This is a genomic window from Chromobacterium sp. FG22 (assembly GCF_057809415.1).
Map to the genome: position 1 here is coordinate 18,567 of NZ_JBMDJX010000010.1, position 20,652 is coordinate 39,218.

The window sequence follows — 20,652 nt, forward strand, 5'->3', positions numbered from 1 at the left end:
AAGGGCCGTTTTCGTTTGGAGGCGGCGGACTCAGCCGGCCAGCCAGCTGCCGGGATGCGCCTCCAGCCAGGTTTTGATGCTCCTGGCGTCGTTGACGCGGGCGGCGCTGCCGCCGGCGGCCAGCAACACGATGATCAAGGGCTGGGAGCCCACGGTGGCCTGCAACACCATGCAGCGGCCGGCTTCCTGAATGTAGCCGGTTTTTTGCAGGGAAATCTCCCAGTCGCCTTCGCGCACCAGCGCGTTGCTGTTCTTGTATTGCAGCACGCGGCGGCTCACCGATTGAATCTGGTGCTTCTCCGTGGTGGTGAAGGCGCGGATCAGCGGATAGCCGTGCGCGGCGCGGACCATGCGGGCCAGGTCGGCGGCGGTGGAGGTGTTGCGCATGTCCAGACCGGTGGCGTCGTAAAAGATGGTCTCGCTCATGCCCAGGCTGCGGGCCTTGCGGTTCATGCGTTCCACGAAGGTGGCGCTGCCGCCCGGCAAGGCGGTGCGGGCCAGCGTGGCGGCGGCGCGGTTTTCCGACGACATCAGCGCCAGCAGCAGCATTTCCTTGCGGCTGAGGGTGGTGCCCACCGCCAGGCGCGAGGAGGTGTTTTTCACCCGGTCTATTTCGGCGTCGGATACCGTCACCTCCTGATCCAGCGAGGCGCCGGAATCCAGCAGCACCATGGCCGTCATCAATTTGGTGATGGAGGCGATGGGCATGCGTTGGTGGATGTTCTTTTGGTACAAGGGTTCGCCGGTGATGCCGTTGAGCACCAATACCGAATGCGAATTCAGCCGCGGAACGGATAGGTCGGCCATCTGCGAGGCCACCATCACGCTGGACGGCGCACCTGCCAGCACCGGCATGGCTAACGCCGCGGATACCAGCAGGCTTGCAATTTTCTTGATCATGCTTCACTCCAGGGAGAGCGGATATTAACGAATCGCGGACCGAAAAATAGGCTCGCGGCGTTTGCGCCGCAAGCCGTGTTTTATGCTCGGTCTAACTGTATTTTAAACAATGTTTTGACTGTGTATAGCCTGAATCGCAGCTTTTTTATATGCAGGCGCATCGGGGGTGTGAAGCGGGGGCGAACCGCGTAGAATCAGGCTATCTCCTCCGATGTCTCGACCCATGCTGCGCACCTATCCCAACAGTCCGTTCAAACTGCATCAACCATTCGAACCGGCCGGCGATCAGCCCGGCGCCATCGTCCAATTACTGGAAGGGCTGGGCGACGGCCTGTCCTACCAGACCTTGCTGGGGGTCACGGGTTCCGGCAAAACCTACACCATGGCCAACGTCATCGCCCAAAGCGGACGCCCGGCCATCATCATGGCGCACAACAAAACGCTGGCGGCGCAGCTCTACAGCGAGATGCGCGAGTTCTTTCCGGAAAACGCCGTCGAGTATTTCGTGTCCTACTACGACTACTATCAGCCGGAAGCCTATGTGCCCAGCCGCGATCTTTTCATCGAGAAAGATTCCAGCATCAACGAGCACATCGAGCAGATGCGCTTGTCGGCGACCAAGTCCATTCTGGAACGGCCGGACTGCATCATCGTCGCCACCGTCTCCGCCATTTACGGCATTGGCGACCCCTCCGACTACCATCAGATGATTCTGCATCTGAAGGAAGGGGAGACGCTGGCGCAGCGCGACATCATCAGCCGGCTGGCCACCATGCAGTACGATCGCAACGATATGGATTTCGGCCGCGGCACCTTCCGCGTGCGCGGCGATGTGATCGACATCTATCCGGCGGAAAGCAGCGACACCGCGCTGCGCGTCAGCATGTTCGACGACGAAGTGGAAACGCTGACCCTGTTCGATCCCCTGACCGGCACGACCAAGCAGCGGGTGGGGCGCTTCACGGTGTTTCCCTCCAGCCACTACGTGACGCCGCGCGACACCGTGCTGCGCGCCTGCGAGCACATCAAGGAAGAACTGCGCGCGCGCCTGGAGTGGTATCAGAAAGAGGGCAAGCTGGTGGAGGCTCAGCGCCTGGAGCAGCGCACCCGTTTTGACCTGGAAATGCTGTACGAGATGGGCTTTTGCAAAGGCATCGAAAACTATTCCCGACACTTCTCCGGCCGGGGCCCCGGCGATCCGCCGCCGACGCTGATCGATTACCTGCCCAAGAACGCCTTGATGTTCATCGACGAATCCCATGTCACCGTGCCCCAGGTGGGCGCCATGTACAAGGGCGACGCCGCGCGCAAGGCCAATCTGGTGGAGTACGGCTTCCGCCTGCCGTCTGCCACCGACAACCGGCCGTTGAAATTCCACGAATTCGAATTGCTGATGCCGCAAACCGTGTTCGTGTCCGCCACCCCGGCCAACTACGAGAAAGAACACGCCGGCCAGGTGGTGGAACAGGTGGTGCGTCCCACCGGCCTGGTGGACCCGGAGATGGAGGTACGGCCGGTAGCCACCCAGGTGGACGATCTCTTGTCCGAAATCCGTCTGCGCATGGAACGCGGCGAACGGGTGCTGGTGACCACGCTGACCAAGCGCATGGCCGAGCAACTGGCCGACTACTACACCGAGCACGGCATCAAGGTGCGCTATCTGCACAGCGACATCGATACTGTGGAACGGGTGGAAATCCTCCGAGATCTGCGCTTGGGCGTGTTCGACGTGCTGATCGGCATCAATCTGCTGCGCGAAGGCCTGGATATTCCGGAAGTCAGCCTGGTGGCCATCCTGGACGCGGACAAGGAAGGCTTCCTGCGTTCGGACCGTTCTCTGATCCAGACCATAGGCCGCGCCGCGCGCAACCTCAACGGCAGGGCCTTGCTTTACGCGGACCGCATCACCGATTCCATGAAGCGGGCGATGGACGAAACCGAGCGCCGCCGCGCCAAGCAGATGGCTTTCAACGCCGAGCACGGCATCGTGCCCAAGGGCGTGCAGAAGAAGATCAAGGACATCATCGACGGCGTTTACAGCGTGGAGGACGAACGCAAGAAGCTGGTGGACAAGGCCCGCGTGGCGATGTTGGACGAAAAGTCCCTGGCCAAGGAAATCAAGCGTCTGGAGAAGGAAATGATGGAGGCCGCGCGCAATCTGGAGTTCGAAAAGGCGGCCGGCCTGCGCGACCAGCTCAAGCATCTAAAAGAACAGGCCTGGATCAACGAGCTGTAAGAGCCTGTTCATAATCTGCTGCGCTGTGTGAAGCCTTGCACGACGAGTCGCGGGGTTTCCTGCCGACAGGCCCTGCCTTGTCCGATCTTGTCCGCGAGACGCCCCGCTCGATTCCGAGCGGGGCGTTGTCTTTTCAGCGCGCGTCCTCCGCGAGCCGGCGGCGGTAGCGCTGCGCCAAGGCCGCGCAGGCCATCAGCTGGATCTGATGGAACAGCATCAGCGGCAGCACGATGGAACCCAGCGCCGGCGCGGCGAACAACACCTTGGCCATGGGCACGCCGCTGGCCAGGCTTTTCTTGGAGCCGCAGAACACGATGGTGATCTGGTCCGCGCGAGAGAAGCCCAGCTTGCGGCTCAGCAAGAGGGTGATGGCCAGCAGCAGGCCCAGCAAGACCAGGTTGACCAGCAGCAGCGCGGCCAGCGCCTGCGGCGGCGTTTGTCGCCACAGACCGCTGATCACCGCGGCGCTGAAGGCGGTATAGACCACCAGCAGAATGGAGCCCTGATCGACATAGCGCAGCAAGCCCTTGTTGCGGTCCACCCAGCCGCCTATCCAGCGACGGGCGATCTGGCCGGCGATGAAGGGCAGCAGCAACTGCATCACGATGTCCAGAACCGGCCCCCAACCCTGGCCGACGCCGTGGTGCTTGACCACCAGCAGGCTGACCAGGAGCGGCGTGATGAAGATGCCCAGGATGTTGGAAGCGGTGGCGCTGCAAATGGCGGCCGGCACATTGCCTTGCGCCATGGAGGTGAAGGCGATGGACGATTGCACGGTGGAAGGCAGCATGCACAGATAGAGAACGCCGAGATAGAGTTCCGGCGTCAGCAGGGGCTGCAAGACGGGCCGCAAGGCCAGGCCGAGCGCGGGGAAGAGCAGGAAGGTGCAGCTCAGCACCACCAGGTGCAGCCGCCAATGCGCGGCGCCGGCCAGCACCGCCTCGCGCGACAATTTGGCGCCGTGCAGAAAGAACAACAACGCAATCGCCAGATTGGTGACGAGGTTGAAGACGGCGGCGACATCGCCGGAGCAGGGCAGCGCGGTGGCCAGCGCGACGGTGGCGAGCAGGGACAGCGTGAAGGCGTCGAGTAGTTTGGGCATGGGGCGATGCGGCGATGGCAAGGGATGCCGCTATTGAACCGCAGCTCAATTGAGAATACAAATGCATTTATCTGATCAATTGATGAGTAATTGATATGAATGTGACTTTGCGCCAACTGCGAGTGTTCCAGGCCGTGATCGAGCTGGGCGGCTTCAGCCGCGCCGGCGACGCGTTGGGCCTGACCCAGCCGGCGGTCAGCCGCGCGGTGCGGGAGCTGGAACAGGCTCTGGATCTGCGCTTGTTCGACCGCACCACGCGCGAGGTGGAGCCCACCGCCGCGGCTCGTCGTTTGCAGGGAAAGCTGACGCGGGTGCTGGAGGCGCTGCAGGACGCGCTGGGCGAAGCCCGGATGGAGGGCGCGCAGGCGCACGGCGTGGTGCGGGTGGCCAGCAGCCCCACCTTGTCGGCCAGCCTGATGCCTTTGTTGATCGCGCGGTGCCGGCAGCGCTATCCGCAGCTGAAGCTGGTGTTGCACGACCAGGTGCAGCGCCTGAACATAGACGCGGTCACGGGCGGACAGGTGGATTTCGGCCTGGTGGTGGAGCCCGACGCGGCAGCGGCGCTGGACAGCGAGCCCCTGCTGGAAGACGACTTCTGGCTGGTGTGCCGCAGCGACCACGCCTTGGCCGGCCAGGACGCGGCGCATTGGTCGCAACTGGACGGCCAGCCGCTGGTCTTGCTGGACCACAGCTCGGGCAGCCGCCGGCTGATAGACGACTTGCTGGCCCGGCACGGCCTGGCCTGCGAAGTGGCGCAGCAATTGGGGCACTCGCAGTCGGTGTTCCGCATGGTGGCGGCCGGCCTGGGCCTCAGCGTCGCGCCGGGACTGGCCATGCCGCCGCCCGCCGGCGGCGGCTTGAGCGTATTGCCCTTGCTGCCGGTGGAGAGGCGCCGCATCGTCTTGATCAAACGGCCCAACCGTTCCTTGTCGCCGCTGGCGCGGAAAGTGTGGCAGCTGGCGCTGGAAATGCGCGAGGAACTGGCCGCCGCGGCACGGCCGGCCGCCTGGGGTGGCTGAGCTCGCCGAGCCGCGCCGGCTGGAAAAGACGAAGGCGGCGGGCTATTTAGATACTACAGGGGCAAAAACGAGATCCGGACCGCCGCGCGGCCAAGCACAGCGCGGCGGGGCGCGGTCGCGGAAGCTCGCAGCCGGCGTCGATAGTGAAAACAGCCAGCACGAGATGGGCTAGATGGGGGAGACGATGCCGCAAATCTTGGTGGTTGACGACGAAGCCGTGTCCCGGCAATTCCTGACCGCGGTATTGCGGCAGCTGGGCATGGGCAAGATTTCCGAGGCGGTCGACGGCCTGGACGCGCTGATGCAGCTGGATGCCGGCGACCGGGCCTTTGATCTGATTTTTTGCGATCTGGACATGCCGCGCATGGACGGCGTCGAGTTCGTGCGTCATTTGGGCGAGAGGGCTTATTGCGGCAAATTGCTGATCACCAGCGGTTTCGACGAAAGAGTGCTGGACAGCGTGGCGGATCTGGCGCGAATGTACGCGCTGCGTTTGTGCGGCGTCTTGCCCAAGCCGGTGGATCCGGAGCAATTGCTGGCGATGCTGGCCGCGCCCGTCGCGCCCGGGGAGGCGGTGTGCCTGCCTTTGGAACGGATCAACAGCGAGGAACTGCGCCTGGGCATAGAGCGCGGCGAGGTGGTGCCGTTTTTTCAGCCGCAGGTGGATGTGGCCAGCGGCCGGGTGTTGAGCGTGGAAGTGCTGGCGCGCTGGCTGCATCCGCAGCTGGGCTTGCTCGGGCCGTTGCAGTTCATCGAACTGGCGGAACAAAGCGGCCTGATCACGCAGATGACCAAGCGTTTGTTCGCGGACGCGTCGCAAGCGCTCAAACGCCTGGACGGGCGGCAGCGTCTGGACATGTCGGTCAATCTTTCCATGCAATCCCTGAAGGACTCCAGTCTGGTGGCTGCTTTGGTTGCGATTGCGAACGAAGCCGATCTTGAGATGTCCCGGGTGACGTTCGAGGTCACGGAAAGCGGCGTGATGGCGGACCCGGCCTCGGCGCTGGAAATCATGACGCGCTTGCGTCTGAAAGGCGCCGGCCTGGCAATTGACGATTTCGGCACCGGCTTCGCCAGCATGGACCGGCTGGCGCGCATCCCGTTCACCGAATTGAAAATCGACAAGGGCTTCGTCATCGACGCCGCGAGCAACGCCACCAACCGCTCCATTTTCCTGGCCAGCGTGGAATTGGGCCGCCGGTTGGGCTTGAAAGTGGTGGCCGAGGGCGTGGCTTCCGAGGCCGAGTGGGGCTTGTGCCAGGCATTCGGCGTATCGGCGGCCCAAGGTTCCCTGATCTCCCCGCCGGTGGACGAGGCCTCCTTCGCCGAGTGGCTGGCGAATTGCGGCGGAGGCGTGCCGCAGTCGGCGCGGGATTGGGTATTCATTGCAGCGCACACCTAAGCGAGAAAACCATGAAACGACTTGGAATCCTGTTGTTGCTGCTCGGCCTGGCCGCCGCGGCGCCCTTAGCCGCGGCGGCCGACGCTTTGGCCAAGCCCGCCGGCAAGGCGGTGCTGGTGATCAGCGGCAACGTCGGCCAAAAAAACCAGGGCGACGTCGCCGCCTTCGACATGGCCATGCTGGCCAAACTGCCTCAGCGCAGTTTCAGCACCCACACGCCGTGGTATCCGGGCTTGACCCGCTTTTCGGGGCCCTTGCTGCGCGACGTGCTGGCCGCCGCCGGCGCCCACGGCAAACTGTTGAAAGCGGTGGCGCTGAACGACTACAAGACCGATATCCCCTTTGACGACGCCAGCCGCTTCGACGTGATCCTGGCGACCCAGATGAACGGCAAACCGATGCCGGTGCGGGAAAAAGGGCCCTTGTTCATCGTCTACCCCTACGATTCGCAAGAAGAGCTGCGTTCGGAGCTGTATTACAACCGTTCCGCCTGGCAACTCAAATCCCTGCAGGTGCATTGAGCGCGATGAAGACGCCGCAGCGAAGCTATTCCGCCTGGCGCAGCCTGATCTTGATCGGGGCGACGCTGGCCTGCGTGTTCGCCGGAGTGGCCTATATCCAGGTGCGGCAGGCGGACATGCTGAACACCGCGGCGCGCTACGAAGGCGACAATATCGTATGGGCCTACTTTCAGCTCGAAACCGAATCGATGCGGCTGCAGACGACGATAGAACATGTGCTGAACCATGAGCAGGACCGGGCCGAACTGCAGGAGCGCTACGACATCTTCGTCAGCCGCGTGGGCGTGGTCGACCACGGCCTGTATTCCAGCCTGCTGGACGGCACCCAGGAATACCAGCAGGCCCGGCCCAAACTGGACGCCTTCATCCGCAAGGCCGACGCCTATTTCGGCCGCCAATCCGGCGCGGAGCTGGAACTGGACGGCCTGCGGCGGCTGGACACCGAACTGGACTTGCTGAGCGGTCCGCTGCACGACCTGTCGCTGGTGGCCAACCAGCGCATGGCGGAACAGGTAGACGCGCGCAATAAAAGCATGCAGCAGCACATCGTGGTCAGCAATTGGCTGATGGCCTTCGAATGGGCGCTGATCCTGGGCTTCGCCACCATCGTGGTGCGGCAGCTGCGGCAACTGGAACGCCGGCGCCACGAACTGGAGGAACTGACCGACGTGCTGGAGCAGGCCCGGGTTCAGGCCGAGGCCGGCAGCATGGCGAAAAGCGTGTTTCTCGCCAATATGAGCCATGAAATCCGCACCCCGCTCAACGGCGTGCTGGGCATGCTCTCCTTGCTGGGGGATTGCAATCCCACGCCGGTGCAGGCCGATTACATCAAGACCGCCGAAGAATCCGCCCGCCACCTGATGGCCCTGTTGAACGACGTGCTGGACGCCAGCAAGCTGGAATCGGGCAAGCTCGATCTGCTGCCCACGGTGTGCAATCTGCGGCAACTGCTGCTGCAATGCGAAAGCCTGATGCGCGGACAAGCGGTGTCCAAAGGGCTGGCCATGCGCATGGCGCTGGATTTGAACGTGCCCGAATGGGTGTTGTGCGATCCCACCCGCTTGCGGCAGATCCTGCTCAATCTGCTTAGCAACGCGATCAAGTTCACCGAGATCGGCGCGGTGACCATACAGGCGGAGGCCGCGGAATCGGGCGCGGAAGCCGGCGCCGTGCTGCGGATCACGGTCCGGGACACAGGCATCGGCATGGACGACGCCACGCTGGCGCGCTTGTTCAAGCGTTTCTCCCAGGGCGACAGCTCCACCGTGCGTCAGTACGGCGGCAGCGGCCTGGGGCTGGAGATTTCCCAGAACCTGGCGCAGCTGATGGGTGGCGACATCACCGTGCACAGCGCGCTGGGCGCCGGCAGCGTCTTCGTGCTGTCGCTGCCTTTGCAGGCGATGAACGCGCCGGAGGGCCGGGCCAAGACGGGCTCGGAAGCGGACCCGGCGGGGCTGGAGCGTCAGCTGCGCGTCCTGGTGGTGGACGACAATCCGATCAACCGCAAATACATGCAGGCGATGCTGCAAAAGCAAGGGCATCTGGTCACCGTGATCCAGGACGGCGCGGAAGCCGTGGAGGCGGCCGCCCGGCAGCCCTTCGACTTGGTCTTGATGGACTTGCACATGCCTGCGATGGACGGCATCGAGGCGACCGGGCATTTGCGCGAGCGCGCGATGACGCCGGGGATGAAGATCGTCGCGCTGACGGCGGACGTCCTCGCGGAAACGCGGGACAAGGCTCTGGCCGGCGGCCTGGACGATTTCCTGGCCAAACCGCTGCATGTGACGGAGTTTCACGCCATGCTGGAGCGTCAGTTCGGCAATGGGCCGGCGCGGGAGCCGAACGCCGAGCCCACCTTGCTGCCGGCCTTGCTGGACGTGGCGATGATCGAAAAAATGACCGAAATGCTGACCCTGGAAAAATACCGGGAGCTGGTGGCGCAATTCTTCGCCGGCAAGGTGGGCCGGGTCGACGAGCTGCTGGCCGCCGCGCTGGCTGGTCAGAGAGATCAGGTGCGACGCCATTCGCACAATCTGAAGGGGGCCGCGCTGACCCTGGGCTTCAGCGCGCTGGGCGGATCCTGCGCCGGGCTGGAGCGCTTGGCGCTGGCGGCGGAGGAGGGCTTGGCCGACGAGGCGGAAAGAGTGGGCCTGCTATTCGACTCGACGCGCAGCGCCTGCATCGCGGCCGGCTATCTGGCCGGCATGGATTTGCCGGCGCTGCGTTAGCGGCGGGGGCGGAGGGAAAATAGCCGGCGCCTTTCTCGCGGGCGCGTAGCCGGCGGCGGAAGTGATAAGATCGGGGCGAGTGGGTGCCTGAATCCCATACTGAATAAAAATAGAGAGCCGAAGCCGTCCATGAGCCAAAACGATTGCTTGTCCATTTTATTTGTTTGCATGGGAAACATCTGCCGGTCGCCAACGGCGGAAGGGGTGATGCGCGCCAAGCTGAAGCGCGAGGGCCTGGAGGCGCGGATTGAAGTGGAGTCGGCGGGCACGCACGGCTACCATGTCGGCGAAGCGCCGGACCGGCGCACCTGTCAGGCGGCGCTGCGTCGCGGCTACGACCTGTCCGATTTGCGGGCAAGACAGGTGGAGGCGCGCGATTTCGAGCGTTTCGACTGGATTTTGGCCGCCGACCGGCAAAATTTGGCTTTGTTAAATACCCAATGTCCGCCATCCTATCGGGGCAAGCTGCATTTGCTGCTGGAGCCGCTGTCCGGCGCCGCCCGCGACGTGCCCGATCCCTATTACGGCGGCGCAGGCGGTTTCGACACCGTGCTGGATCTGGTGGAGGCGGCTTGCGACGCCTGGCTGGCCCGCATCGCGGACGCTGAAACGGAGCCGGCGCCATGAAGCCGTTTGACGCGGCGGCGCCGCGCGCGCGGGCTGTTTTTACAATAACCAGAGAAAGCCAAGGACGCGTATGGGGCAGCTGACGAGGGGAAACGCGGCCAAGAAGCCGCTGGACGTAGTGCCCAGCCACAACGCCGACATTATCTTGCCCAAGCAGGCCGGCAAAGTGCCCTTGGCCAGCCAGGCGGTGATCGTCATCGGCTCTTCCACCGGCGGTACGGAGGCGCTGCGCACCTTGCTGACCGCGCTGCCGGTCTCGATGCCGCCCATCCTGATTACCCAGCATATGCCGGAGATGTTCACCCATTCCTTCGCCACGCGGCTGAACACCTTGTGCAAGCTGACGGTGAAGGAAGCCGAGGACAATGAACGGCTGCAAAACGGCACCGTCTACATTGCGCCCGGCCACTCCCATCTGCTGATCAAGCCGGCGCCCACCATAGGCTACGCCATCGGCCTGCACGCCGGGCCGCCGGTCAACCGGCATCGCCCGTCCGTGGACGTGCTGTTCCGCTCCGCCGCCAATCTGGTGGGCAAGAACTGCATCGGCGTGATCCTGACCGGCATGGGGCGGGACGGTGCCAGTGGCATGCTGGAGCTCAAGCAGGCCGGCGCCTGGAACATCGCCCAGGACGAAGCCAGCTGCGTGGTGTTCGGCATGCCCAAGGAGGCCATTGCCATGGGCGGCGCGCACGAAGTGCTGGCCTTGGAAAGCATCGCCACGCGTTTGTCGGTGCTGGCCACGCAAAAGCAACAACAAGCCGGCGGCTCGGCTTAACCCTCTGATAGAACAAGAAGACATGAAGTATCTCCCTATTCTGGTGGTGGAAGACGACGCGGACCTGCGCGAAGCCATCGTCGACACCCTAAGCCTGGCCGGTTATCCCACCTTGGAGGCCGGCGACGGCGCCGCGGCCCTGGCCAAATTGAAAGAAGCCCCGGTGGGGCTGATCGTATCCGACGCCCAGATGGCGCCGATGGACGGCTACGCGTTGTTCGAGGAAGCGAAAAAACGCTATCCCGGCGTGCCCTTCATCCTGATGACCGCCTACGGCGTCATCGAAAGGGCGATTGAACTGCTGCGCGCGGGCGCCGCGCATTACCTGCTCAAGCCTTTCGAGCCGGCCAGCCTGATCGCCGAAGTGGAAAAGCATTTGCTGCGCATGCCCAGCGAGACGAGCGGCGAGGTGGTGGCCGAGTCAGCCGCGATGCGGCAGCTGTTCGCGCTGGCCGGCCGCGTGGCCGGCAGCGACGTCAGCGTGATGATCTCCGGCCCCAGCGGCGTGGGCAAGGAAGTGCTGGCGCGCTACATCCATCGGCACTCCAAGCGCTGCGAAGGGCCTTTCGTCGCGGTCAACTGCGCGGCGATCCCGGAAAACCTGCTGGAGTCCACCTTGTTCGGCCATGAGCGCGGCGCGTTCACCGGCGCGGCCCAGGCCTTGCCGGGCAAGTTCGAACAGGCGCAGGGCGGCACCATCCTGCTGGACGAAGTCACCGAGATGCCGTTGTCGCTGCAGGCCAAGCTGCTGCGCGTGCTGCAGGAGCGGGAAGTGGAGCGCGTCGGCGGCACGCGCACCCTGAAGCTGGACATCCGCGTGCTGGCCACGTCCAACCGCGATTTGCAGGCCGCGGTGGACGCGGGGCAATTTCGCGAGGACCTGTATTTCCGTTTGAACGTGTTCCCGATGCGCATTCCCGCGCTGGCCGAACGACGCGACGATATTCTGCCGCTGGCACGAATCATGCTTAAAAAGTACGCAGAGGCCGCCGGAAGAGGCAATCTGATCCTGTCCGAGGATGCGGAACGTCATTTGACGGCCTATAGTTGGGAGGGTAACATCCGCGAACTGGAGAATGTGGTGCAGCGGGCGGTGATTCTTGCCGCCGGGGCGGAAATTTTTGCCGCCGACCTGCTGCTGGATCACGACTCCGGCGCGGCTCAGGTTACCCGGACAGCGTCTGAAAAAGACTATTCCGTGTCGGATGAAACCGACATGAAAACGCTAGAGAAACGCCATATTCTGGAAACCTTGACCGCAGTGGGCGGCGTCAAGAAGCTGGCCGCGGAAAAACTGGGCATCAGCGAGCGCACCTTGCGCTATAAATTGCAGCGTTACCGTGATGAAGACGCAGCCGACGGATGTCAGGAGGTTCCAGATGGAAATGGCTTGGAGTAACCATGTCAGTGCCAAATATCGATCAACTGTTGGGCGAGCTGCGCACCGCCTCGGCCCTGGCCGCGGGCAAGCCCGCCGCTACGGCCCCGGAAGCGTCCCAGGTGGACTTCTCCGCTGTGCTAAAGTCCACCTTGGAGCAGGTGAATTCGGCGCAGCAGACTTCGCAGGAGATGCAGAAGCAATTTGAATTGGGTGACGAGGGGGTCAACCTGCAGGACGTGATGGTGTCGCTGCAGAAAGCCAGCCTGTCGTTCCAGACCATGGTTCAGGCGCGCAACAAGCTGGTCACCGCCTATCAGGAAATCATGAATACCCAAGTCTAGCGCTGCCGGACCCGACCAGCCGGCGGCGGTGGGCTCGAACCTAAAACCACTGTATGGCTGACCTGGCAGAAGAAAACGCTACGCCCGTTTGGCGAAGCCGCATGAATGAAGCGTCCGATCGCTTCAAAGCGCTTCCCAACAATAAAAAAGTCCTGTTCCTCGCGGCGGTAGCCGCCATTTTCGCTGTTATCGTGGGCGCGGTGGTGTTGAACCGCACGCCCAGCTATAAAGTCCTGTTCTCCAATATCTCCGACCGCGACGGCGGGCAGGTGGCCGCTTCGCTGCAGCAGATGAACGTGCCGTATCAGTTGGGCGAGGGCGGCACCATCTCCGTGCCCTCGGACAAGGTCTACGACGCGCGCCTGAAACTGGCGGCGCAAGGCCTGCCCAAGGCCGGCGGCGTCGGTTTCGAACTGATGGACAATCAGAAGTTCGGCATCAGCCAGTTCGCCGAGCAAGTCAATTACCAGCGCGCCATTGAGGGCGAGCTGGCGCGCACCATTGAAGCGGTGGGCTCGGTGGAGACCGCCCGCGTCCATATCGCCATTCCCAAGCAAAGCGTCTTCGTGCGAGAACAGCAGCAGCCCACCGCCTCGGTGATGCTGAGCCTGTTCCGCGGCCGCATGCTGGACGCCGGGCAGATCGCCGGCATTTTGCACTTGGTGTCCAGCTCGGTGCCCAATCTGCCGGTCAAGAACGTCACCATCGTCGATCAGGACGGCAATCTGCTGTCCAAACAGAACGGGCCGGACGAGAACTCGGGCCTGGATCAGCGCCAGCTGGGCTATGTGCGCCAGGTGGAAGAGGGCTACGTCAAGCGCATCGAAGATATCCTGGAGCCGATCTTCGGCAAGGGCAATTCTCGCGCCCAGGTCACCGCCAGCGTCGATTTCGCCGAGGTGGAGCAGACCTCGGAAACCTTCAAGCCCAATTCCAGCCCCAATCCGTCCTCCACCCGCAGCCAGCAGATCAGCGAAAAACTGAACAACGGCGCGGCGTTGCCGTCCGGCGTGCCGGGGGCTTTGTCCAATCAGCCGCCGTCGGCCGCCTCCGCTCCGATCACCTTGCCGCCGGGCGCCGCGCCGGGCACCGCCACGCTGTCCGGCCAGACCATGGGCGCGTCCGGCACGCTGCAACGCGACATCACCACCAATTACGAAGTCGACAAGACCATCCAGCACACCAAGATGCCGCAGGGCGGCGTCAAGCGCCTATCGGCCGCCGTGGTGGTCAATTACCGGCGCATGCCGGACAAGAACGGCGAAATGAAGCCGACGCCGCTGACCCCGCAGGAGGTTCAGCAGATCAATAATCTGGTCAAGGAGGCGATGGGCTTCAACACCCAGCGCGGCGACACCCTAAACGTGGTCAACGCCGCCTTCGCCGACGCCGAAGTGCCGGCGACGCTGCAGGAAAAAGTCACCGACTACGTGGCCAGCAACGGCTCCAGCCTGATCAAGTACGGCCTGCTGACCATCGCGGTGCTCTACCTGCTGTTCGGCGTGGTGCGGCCCATCATGCGCGATCTGGTCAAGCCGCCGGCGCCGGCCAAGGGCAGCGAAGAAGAGGCCGCGGCGCAGGCCGCCGCCGCGGGCGGCCGCCTGCTGGGCGTGGCCGGAGAAGAAGGCGAGGAGGGCGCGGCCGGTCACGCCGGCGGCGCCGCGGGCGGCGGCGATCCGCGCGAAGCGCAGATGCGGCAATACACCACCAATCTGGAAGCGGTGCGTGAAATGGTGAAATCCGATCCGCGCATGGCGGCCCAGATCATCAAGGAATGGATAAGCGCCGATGAGTGAGAACGGAGTGCGCAAAAGCGCGGTGTTGCTGTTTAGCCTGGGGCAGGCCGAGGCGGTGGAGGTGTTCAAATACCTCGGTCCCAAGGAGGTGCAGAAAATTTCGCTGGCGATGGCGGCGATCAATAATCTGAGCTACGAACAGATCGACGAGGTGGTCAGCGAGTTCAAGGGCGAGTGCGCGGCGCGCGCCAGCATCGGCGCGTCCGACGAATACCTGCGCAATGTGCTGATCGAGGCGCTGGGCCCGGACAAGGCGGCCAACCTGCTGGACAAGATCATGCAGGGCAACGACCACAGCGGCATCGAAAGCCTGAAGTGGATGGACCCTTCTTCCGCCGCGGACCTGATCCGCAACGAACACCCGCAGATCATCGCCACCATTCTGGTGCATCTGGAGCCGGATCTGTCCAGCTCCATTCTGTCCTTCTTCCCGGAGCGGATGCGCAACGAAGTGCTGATCCGGACCGCCACGCTGGAGGGCGTGCAGCCGCAGGCGCTGCGCGAACTGAACGACGTGCTGACCCAGCTCTTGTCCGGTTCCGACCGCATCAAGAAGAGCGCGGCCGGCGGCATTGGCCTGACCGCGGAAATCCTCAACTTCATGGGCTCCAACGTCGAGGCCGCCGCGCTAAACTACATCCGCGAGTACGACCCGGAACTGGCTCAGCGCATTCAGGACAAGATGTTCGTGTTCGAGAACATCCTGGAAATCGACGACCGTTCGATCCAGACCATTCTGCGCGAAGTGCAGTCCGATTCTCTGGTCATCGCGCTCAAAGGCACCAGCGCCGAGCTCAAGGACAAAATCTTCCGCAATATGTCGCAGCGGGCCGCGGAAATGCTGCGCGACGACCTGGAGTCCAAGGGGCCGGTCAAGCTGTCCGAAGTGGAGGCCGAGCAGAAGGAAATCCTCAAGGTGGTGCGCAAGCTCGCCGACGACGGCCAGATCGTGCTAGGCAGCAAGGGCGGTGATGAAGGTCTCGTCGAGTAATCCCATCATCCCCGGCGAGGAGCTGGAGGGCTGGAGCAGTTGGAGTCCCAACGCGCTGGACGGCCTGACCCAGAGACTGACGCCGGTGCAACTGATGGAGCTGGCGCAGCAGCGCCGCCGCCAGCAGGAGCAGGCGCAGGCGGAGTCCGCCGCCGAGCCGGCCCCGGCCGAGCCCGAAGCGGAAACCGGCGGGGCCGAAAACGAGCGCGCGGTCAGCGGTTATCCCACCGCGGCGGAGCTGGAAGCCATCCATCAGGAAGCCTGGCAATCCGGTCATGAGGCCGGGGAGGAAGCCGGCCGCGCCGCCGGTTATCAAGAAGGTTTGACCGCCGGGCGCGAGCAGGGTCTGGCCGAGGTGCGCGCCGAGCAGGAGGCCCGCTTCGCTGCGGCCTGGCAGCCGCTGCAAGCGCTGGCGGCAGGGCTGGCGCAAGATATTTCCCGTTTTGAAACCGAATTGTCGGCGGACTGGCTGGCGCTGGCGCTGGAGCTCGCCGGCCAGCTGAGCCATGGGCTGGCGCGGCAGAATCCTTTGTTGATTCAGGAGTTGCTGCGCGAGGCGCTGGAGGACTTGCCGGCCACGCTGGCTCAGGCGCGGCTGCGCTTGAACCCGGCGGATCTGGCCGTGGCGCGGGAGTTTCTGGCCCAGGAGACGCCGGAAACCCAGTGGCAATGGATAGAGGATCCGGAAGTGGAGCGCGGCGGCTGCGTGATAGACACCGCGGCGTTGCGGCTGGATCTGACCATGAACACCCGCATCGCCGCCATGCGCAAAGCCTTGGGAATGGACGATGAGCCCGCCGCTGATTGAGCGCCAGCGCGCCTGGCTGCGCGATTGCGCGGACAGCGCGCGCGCCGCCAAGCTGTGGCAGCCCTGCGGCAAGCTGGTCCGCGTCACCGGCATGGTGATGGAGGCGGTGGGCCTCAAGCTGCCGGTGGGCAGCGCCTGCCAGGTGGCCCTGGCGGATAAGCGCTTGGTGGAAGCCGAGGTGGTGGGCTTCTCCGGCGACAAAGTCTTTCTGATGCCGCTGAGCAATGTGCATGGCTTGCTGCCGGGCACGCCGGTGATGCCGCTGACGCCGCAGCACCCGCCGCAATTCGGCAAGACCCGGGCCCAGGCCGCCGGCGACGGCGCGTCCGGCCGCATGGTGCCGGTGGGGCTCAGTCTGTTGGGCCGGGTGCTGGACTCGCTGGGCCGGCCGCTGGACGGCAAGGGCGACATTCACCCCGACGCCTGGTTTCCCTTGCACAGCCAGCCGATGAACCCGCTGGACCGATCGCCGGTGCGCGATGTGCTGGATGTCGGCGTGCGCGCCATCAACGGTCTGTTGACGGTGGGGCGCGGCCAGCGTCTGGGCCTGTTCGCCGGCTCCGGCGTGGGCAAATCGGTGTTGCTGGGCATGATGGCGCGCTTCACCAAGGCCGACGTGGTGGTGGTGGGCCTGATCGGCGAACGCGGCCGCGAGGTCAAGGACTTCATCGAAAACATTCTCGGCGACGAGGGTATCGCCCGCTCGGTGGTGGTGGCCGCGCCGGCGGACATGCCGCCGCTGATGCGGCTGCACGGCGCTGCCTACGCCACCGCGCTGGCCGAGTATTTCCGCGCCCAGGGCCTGGACGTATTGCTGCTGATGGACTCGGTGACCCGTTACGCGATGGCGCAACGCGAGATCGCGCTGGCCATCGGCGAGCCGCCGGTGACCAAGGGCTATCCGCCGTCGGTGTTCGCGCGCCTGCCGCAATTGATCGAGCGCGCCGGCAACGCCGCCGAGGGCGGCGGCTCCATCACCGGCTTCTACACGGTGCTGTCCGAGGGCGACGATCAGCAGGATCCGATCGCGGACTCGGCGCGCGCCATTCTGGACGGCCACTTCGTGCTGTCGCGCGAACTGGCCGAATCCGGCCACTATCCGTCCATCGACATCGAGCAGTCCATCAGCCGGGTGATGGTGGACGTGGTGCCGCAGTCGCAGATGGCTTTGGCCCGGCAATTCAAGCAGCTGTATTCGCGCTATCAGCGCAACCGCGATCTGATCAGCGTCGGCGCCTATGTGCCCGGCTCGGATCCGGTGTTGGACGAGGCGATGCGGCGTCAGCTGCCCATGGTCGGTTTTCTGACCCAGCCTATGCATGAGTCGCAGGATTTTCCGTCCAGCTGCGAACAATTGCAGGGCGTGTTGTCCTGAGGCTGAGCCGTGGCGGAGAGCAAATACCTGTTGTTGATTCGCTTGGCCGAGGACAAGCAGAAGGCCGCCGCCGAACGCATGCGGCTGGCGCAAGGCCGTCTGGCGGACGCCCGTTCGCGTCAGGAGCAGCTGGACGCGTTTCGCGGCGAGTACCGGCAACGGCTGACCAGCCGCGGCGCTCAGGGCATCAGCGCTTTGCAGTATCAGGATTTCCAGCGTTTTCTCGCCCGTCTGGACGAGGCCATGGTGCAACAGCAGGGCGAGGTGGAGCGCTGCACCCAGCGTTTCTTGCTGGAGCGTCAGGCCTGGCAGCATGAATACAAAAAGCTCAAGGCCTATGAAAAACTGCTGCAGCGGGAGCAGGAGCGCGCCGCTGTGCGCGAGGCGCGGCTGCAGCAAAAGGCCAGCGACGAATTCGCCACCCGGCGTTTCTGGGACAGCACCCACGGTGAGGAGTAAGGTCTTGCTCAACGGCCGGCGCTTGGCACGCTAGTTGCTTTATTGTCTGCGTCTTACTTGTAGAGAGTCGGCCATGACGACACCTGTGAACGCAGCCGCGGCCAATCCGGTCGGCGGCAAAGCCAATATGCCGGGCGGCAATCTGGCCACTGCCGGCGATACCGGCGCCGGCGATCTGTTCGCCAGCCTGCTGGGTCTGCAGATGAGCGCCCTGGGTAGCTCCTTCCTGCCGGGCGCCAACGCCGATCCGCTGGCGGACGCAGGCCTGGACAAGGATAAGCCGGCCAAGGGCGAGGACGGCCAGGCGCAGGCGACGCCCTTGCCGGGCATGCCGCTGATGGCCGCCGCGCAGCAGCCCGCCCAGCAGCAGGCGATGACCGCGCCGCGGGCCAGCGGCGATTTGCCGACCGGCGCCAAGCCGGTGGATCTCAAGCCGGACGTCGCCGCGACCCTGCCTGCCGCTCTTGGCAAGACCCGCAACCTGCCCCTGCAGGCGCAGCAAAATTTGCCGGAAGACGGCAAGGTCCTGCCGCAGTTTTTGCCGCTCCAGGGGCATGAACAGCTGGCGGTCAAGCAAACGGCGCCCACGCCGGTGTTCACCGTGCAGCAGCCGGTGACCGATCCCAATTGGGCCAAGGCGATGAGCGAGCAGGTGATGGGCATGGTCAGCCTCAAGGCCGACAAGGCGCAGATCCAGCTGAATCCGCCGCAATTGGGGCCGATCGAGGTGACGCTGAAGATGAACGGCAACGACCAGGCCCAGGTATTGTTCGCCGCGGCGGTGCCAGCCACGCGCGAAGCGCTGGAAAACAATATGCACCGTCTGTCTTCCATGCTGGCCGCCGGCGGCATTCAGCTGACCGACGCGCAAGTGTCCAGCGGACAATCCGGACAGCAACAGCAGGCGTTTCAGCGCGGACAATCGCAGCGCGAGAACGAGAGCGCTGAGCCCGAGCCGATGGATGCATTGAGCAGCATCAAGGCCGCTCGAGGCATTCTCAGCATTTTCGCCTGATCATTTGTGATAATCTCCCCTGTTCAATTGGCATCTAAAATTAGAAAATATAGTGAAGAAATCGTTTAAGATTTCACTATGAACACCCAGTGAACAGGGCAGGTATATGGCAGAAGATAAAAAAGCGGAAAAAGCAGAGAAAAAAGCAGGGGGCGGCGGCAAATTGATGCTGATCGTCATTGTGTTGCTGGTTCTGGTGTTGGCCGCGGTGGGGGGCTTGGCCGCTTACATGTTCACTAATATGAATAAACCGGCGGCGGCCGGCGAACATGCCGAGCAGACCAAGGAAAAACCCAAGAAGAAAAAAGAAGGTCCGCCGATCTTTGAAAAGCTGGACACTTTCGTGGTGAATCTGGCCGGCAACGACGGCTCTTTGCTGCAAGTGGACATGCAGGCGGAGCTGGCCGACGAGGAAGCCAAAAAGAAATTCACCGATTACGCGCCCAAGATTCGCAGCGCGCTGATCCTGCTGCTGTCGTCCAAGTCCGCGGTCGAGCTGGCGACGCCGGACGGCAAGGTGCGGCTGAAAGCCCAGGTCAAGCAGATCATCAATGAGTCGATGGACGCCGGCGAGGAGCAGCCGGTGGAAAGCGTGCTCTTCACCTCCTTCATCATCCAGAAGCAGTAAGCGGCATGGGCGACGATATTCTTTCCCAGGAAGAGGTAGATGCCCTACTCAGGGGCGTCTCCGGGGAGGATGAGGATGACAGCGGCGGTGGGGACGCGCAGGGCGTCCGCGGCTACGATATCGGCCGGCAAGAGCGCATTGTGCGCGGCCGGATGCCGACGCTGGAAATCATCAACGAGCGTTTCGCGCGCAATCTGCGCATCGGGCTGTTCAACTTCATCCGCCGCAACGCGGAAATCTCGGTTGGGCCGGTGCGGGTGCAGAAGTACAGCGAGTTCATCCGCAACCTGGTGGTGCCCACCAACCTGAACCTGGTGCACGTCAAGCCTTTGCGCGGCACCGGCCTGCTGATTTTCGACCCGGATCTGGTCTTTCTGATCGTCGATAATCTGTTCGGCAGCGACGGGCGCTACCATGTGCGGGTGGAAGGCCGCGACTTCACCCCCACCGAGCAGCGCATCATCCGCCGTTTGCTGGACGTGGTGTTCGTCGAATGCCAGAAGGCCTGGGAGCCGGTGCACCCGATCGAGTTCGTCTACCTGCGCTCTGAAATGAACACCCAGTTCGCCAACATCGCCACGCCCACCGAGGTGGTGGTGGCGATGACCTTCCATATCGAACTGGGCGCCGGAGGCGGCGATTTCCATATCTGTCTGCCGTATTCGATGGTGGAGCCTATCCGCGACATGCTGTCCAGCACCATGCAGGCGGACCGCACCGAGGTGGACAACCGCTGGGTCAACCTGATGACGCATCAGGTGCAGGCGGCGGAAGTGGAGCTGGTGGCGACCTTGGGCCAGACCAAGGTGACCTTGGGTCAGATTCTGAATTTGAAGAACGGCGACGTGGTGATGTTGGAGATTCCGGAACGGGTGGAGGCCGATGTGTCGGGCATTCCGGTGTTCGAAGCCAGCTACGGCACCGTGCAGGGGCGCTATGCGCTGAAGGTGGAGCAAGTGTTGGCCGGCGCGAATGATTTTCACGAGCCTCTGGGGGATAAAGAGTAATGAGCGAAGAAGAATTGCAAGCCGCGCAGATGGAG

19 protein-coding genes are annotated in these 20,652 nt (G+C 63.8%); 17 read left to right on the forward strand and 2 right to left on the reverse strand.

Annotated features, from left to right (window positions below):
* Positions 1 to 30: 30 nt before the first annotated feature.
* A complete protein-coding gene (locus ACODSD_RS11675) occupies positions 31 to 900 on the reverse strand; it encodes a serine hydrolase (protein ID WP_107799674.1) in 870 nt (289 codons plus the stop codon).
* Positions 901 to 1,123: 223 nt separating this feature from the next.
* Between ACODSD_RS11675 and uvrB the strand changes: the two genes are divergently transcribed.
* Entirely contained in the window at positions 1,124 to 3,136 is a 2,013-nt protein-coding gene (uvrB, locus tag ACODSD_RS11680) for an excinuclease ABC subunit UvrB (RefSeq protein WP_227108576.1), read from the forward strand.
* 133 nt (positions 3,137 to 3,269) lie between these two features.
* Here uvrB and ACODSD_RS11685 read toward each other — a convergent pair whose 3' ends face one another.
* Positions 3,270 to 4,238 carry a bile acid:sodium symporter family protein gene (locus tag ACODSD_RS11685; protein WP_488877442.1) on the reverse strand — a complete coding sequence of 323 codons (969 nt, stop codon included), beginning with the start codon at positions 4,236 to 4,238 and terminating at the stop codon, positions 3,270 to 3,272.
* A 95-nt stretch (positions 4,239 to 4,333) separates the two neighbouring features.
* Between ACODSD_RS11685 and ACODSD_RS11690 the strand changes: the two genes are divergently transcribed.
* The 16 genes from ACODSD_RS11690 (at position 4,334) to fliM (ending at position 20,617) form a co-directional block, all read left to right on the forward strand.
* On the forward strand, positions 4,334 to 5,257 hold the full coding sequence (locus ACODSD_RS11690; protein WP_107799671.1) for a LysR family transcriptional regulator: 924 nt from the start codon (positions 4,334 to 4,336) through the stop codon (positions 5,255 to 5,257).
* 184 nt (positions 5,258 to 5,441) lie between these two features.
* Positions 5,442 to 6,659 carry an EAL domain-containing response regulator gene (locus ACODSD_RS11695; RefSeq protein ID WP_253314449.1) on the forward strand — a complete coding sequence of 406 codons (1,218 nt, stop codon included), beginning with the start codon at positions 5,442 to 5,444 and terminating at the stop codon, positions 6,657 to 6,659.
* 11 nt (positions 6,660 to 6,670) lie between these two features.
* Positions 6,671 to 7,180, forward strand: coding sequence for a putative pterin-binding protein (locus ACODSD_RS11700; RefSeq protein WP_474453737.1), 510 nt, complete (start codon positions 6,671 to 6,673; stop codon positions 7,178 to 7,180).
* 5 nt (positions 7,181 to 7,185) lie between these two features.
* Entirely contained in the window at positions 7,186 to 9,411 is a 2,226-nt protein-coding gene (locus tag ACODSD_RS11705) for an ATP-binding protein (protein ID WP_227108577.1), read from the forward strand.
* 129 nt (positions 9,412 to 9,540) lie between these two features.
* Positions 9,541 to 10,038 carry a low molecular weight protein-tyrosine-phosphatase gene (locus ACODSD_RS11710; protein WP_488877443.1) on the forward strand — a complete coding sequence of 166 codons (498 nt, stop codon included), beginning with the start codon at positions 9,541 to 9,543 and terminating at the stop codon, positions 10,036 to 10,038.
* A gap of 70 nt (positions 10,039 to 10,108) precedes the next feature.
* Complete coding sequence (locus ACODSD_RS11715; protein WP_107799667.1) at positions 10,109 to 10,816, forward strand: chemotaxis protein CheB; 708 nt, start codon at positions 10,109 to 10,111, stop codon at positions 10,814 to 10,816.
* Between the two features lie 22 nt (positions 10,817 to 10,838).
* Positions 10,839 to 12,215, forward strand: coding sequence for a sigma-54-dependent transcriptional regulator (locus tag ACODSD_RS11720; RefSeq protein ID WP_107799666.1), 1,377 nt, complete (start codon positions 10,839 to 10,841; stop codon positions 12,213 to 12,215).
* A gap of 2 nt (positions 12,216 to 12,217) precedes the next feature.
* On the forward strand, positions 12,218 to 12,538 hold the full coding sequence (gene fliE, locus ACODSD_RS11725) for a flagellar hook-basal body complex protein FliE (RefSeq protein ID WP_019099998.1): 321 nt from the start codon (positions 12,218 to 12,220) through the stop codon (positions 12,536 to 12,538).
* 101 nt (positions 12,539 to 12,639) lie between these two features.
* A complete protein-coding gene (gene fliF, locus ACODSD_RS11730; RefSeq protein ID WP_227107856.1) occupies positions 12,640 to 14,334 on the forward strand; it encodes a flagellar basal-body MS-ring/collar protein FliF in 1,695 nt (564 codons plus the stop codon).
* A complete protein-coding gene (gene fliG, locus ACODSD_RS11735) occupies positions 14,327 to 15,325 on the forward strand; it encodes a flagellar motor switch protein FliG (RefSeq protein ID WP_048413990.1) in 999 nt (332 codons plus the stop codon). Before fliF ends, fliG begins: the two co-directional genes overlap by 8 nt.
* The gene (locus ACODSD_RS11740; RefSeq protein WP_107799664.1) at positions 15,306 to 16,133 is read left to right on the forward strand and encodes a flagellar assembly protein FliH; all 828 of its coding nucleotides are present in this window, start codon (positions 15,306 to 15,308) and stop codon (positions 16,131 to 16,133) included. The genes fliG and ACODSD_RS11740 overlap by 20 nt, the downstream gene beginning before the upstream one ends.
* Positions 16,114 to 17,508 carry a flagellar protein export ATPase FliI gene (gene fliI / locus ACODSD_RS11745; RefSeq protein ID WP_227107860.1) on the forward strand — a complete coding sequence of 465 codons (1,395 nt, stop codon included), beginning with the start codon at positions 16,114 to 16,116 and terminating at the stop codon, positions 17,506 to 17,508. The genes ACODSD_RS11740 and fliI overlap by 20 nt, the downstream gene beginning before the upstream one ends.
* A gap of 9 nt (positions 17,509 to 17,517) precedes the next feature.
* Positions 17,518 to 17,967: a flagellar export protein FliJ gene (gene fliJ / locus ACODSD_RS11750; protein WP_107799662.1), complete on the forward strand. Its 450-nt coding sequence runs from the start codon at positions 17,518 to 17,520 to the stop codon at positions 17,965 to 17,967.
* 73 nt (positions 17,968 to 18,040) lie between these two features.
* Positions 18,041 to 18,982, forward strand: coding sequence for a flagellar hook-length control protein FliK (locus tag ACODSD_RS11755; RefSeq protein ID WP_488877444.1), 942 nt, complete (start codon positions 18,041 to 18,043; stop codon positions 18,980 to 18,982).
* A 166-nt stretch (positions 18,983 to 19,148) separates the two neighbouring features.
* Complete coding sequence (locus ACODSD_RS11760; RefSeq protein ID WP_227107866.1) at positions 19,149 to 19,610, forward strand: flagellar basal body-associated FliL family protein; 462 nt, start codon at positions 19,149 to 19,151, stop codon at positions 19,608 to 19,610.
* Positions 19,611 to 19,615: 5 nt separating this feature from the next.
* A complete protein-coding gene (gene fliM / locus ACODSD_RS11765) occupies positions 19,616 to 20,617 on the forward strand; it encodes a flagellar motor switch protein FliM (protein WP_048413985.1) in 1,002 nt (333 codons plus the stop codon).
* Positions 20,618 to 20,652 lie beyond the last annotated feature (35 nt).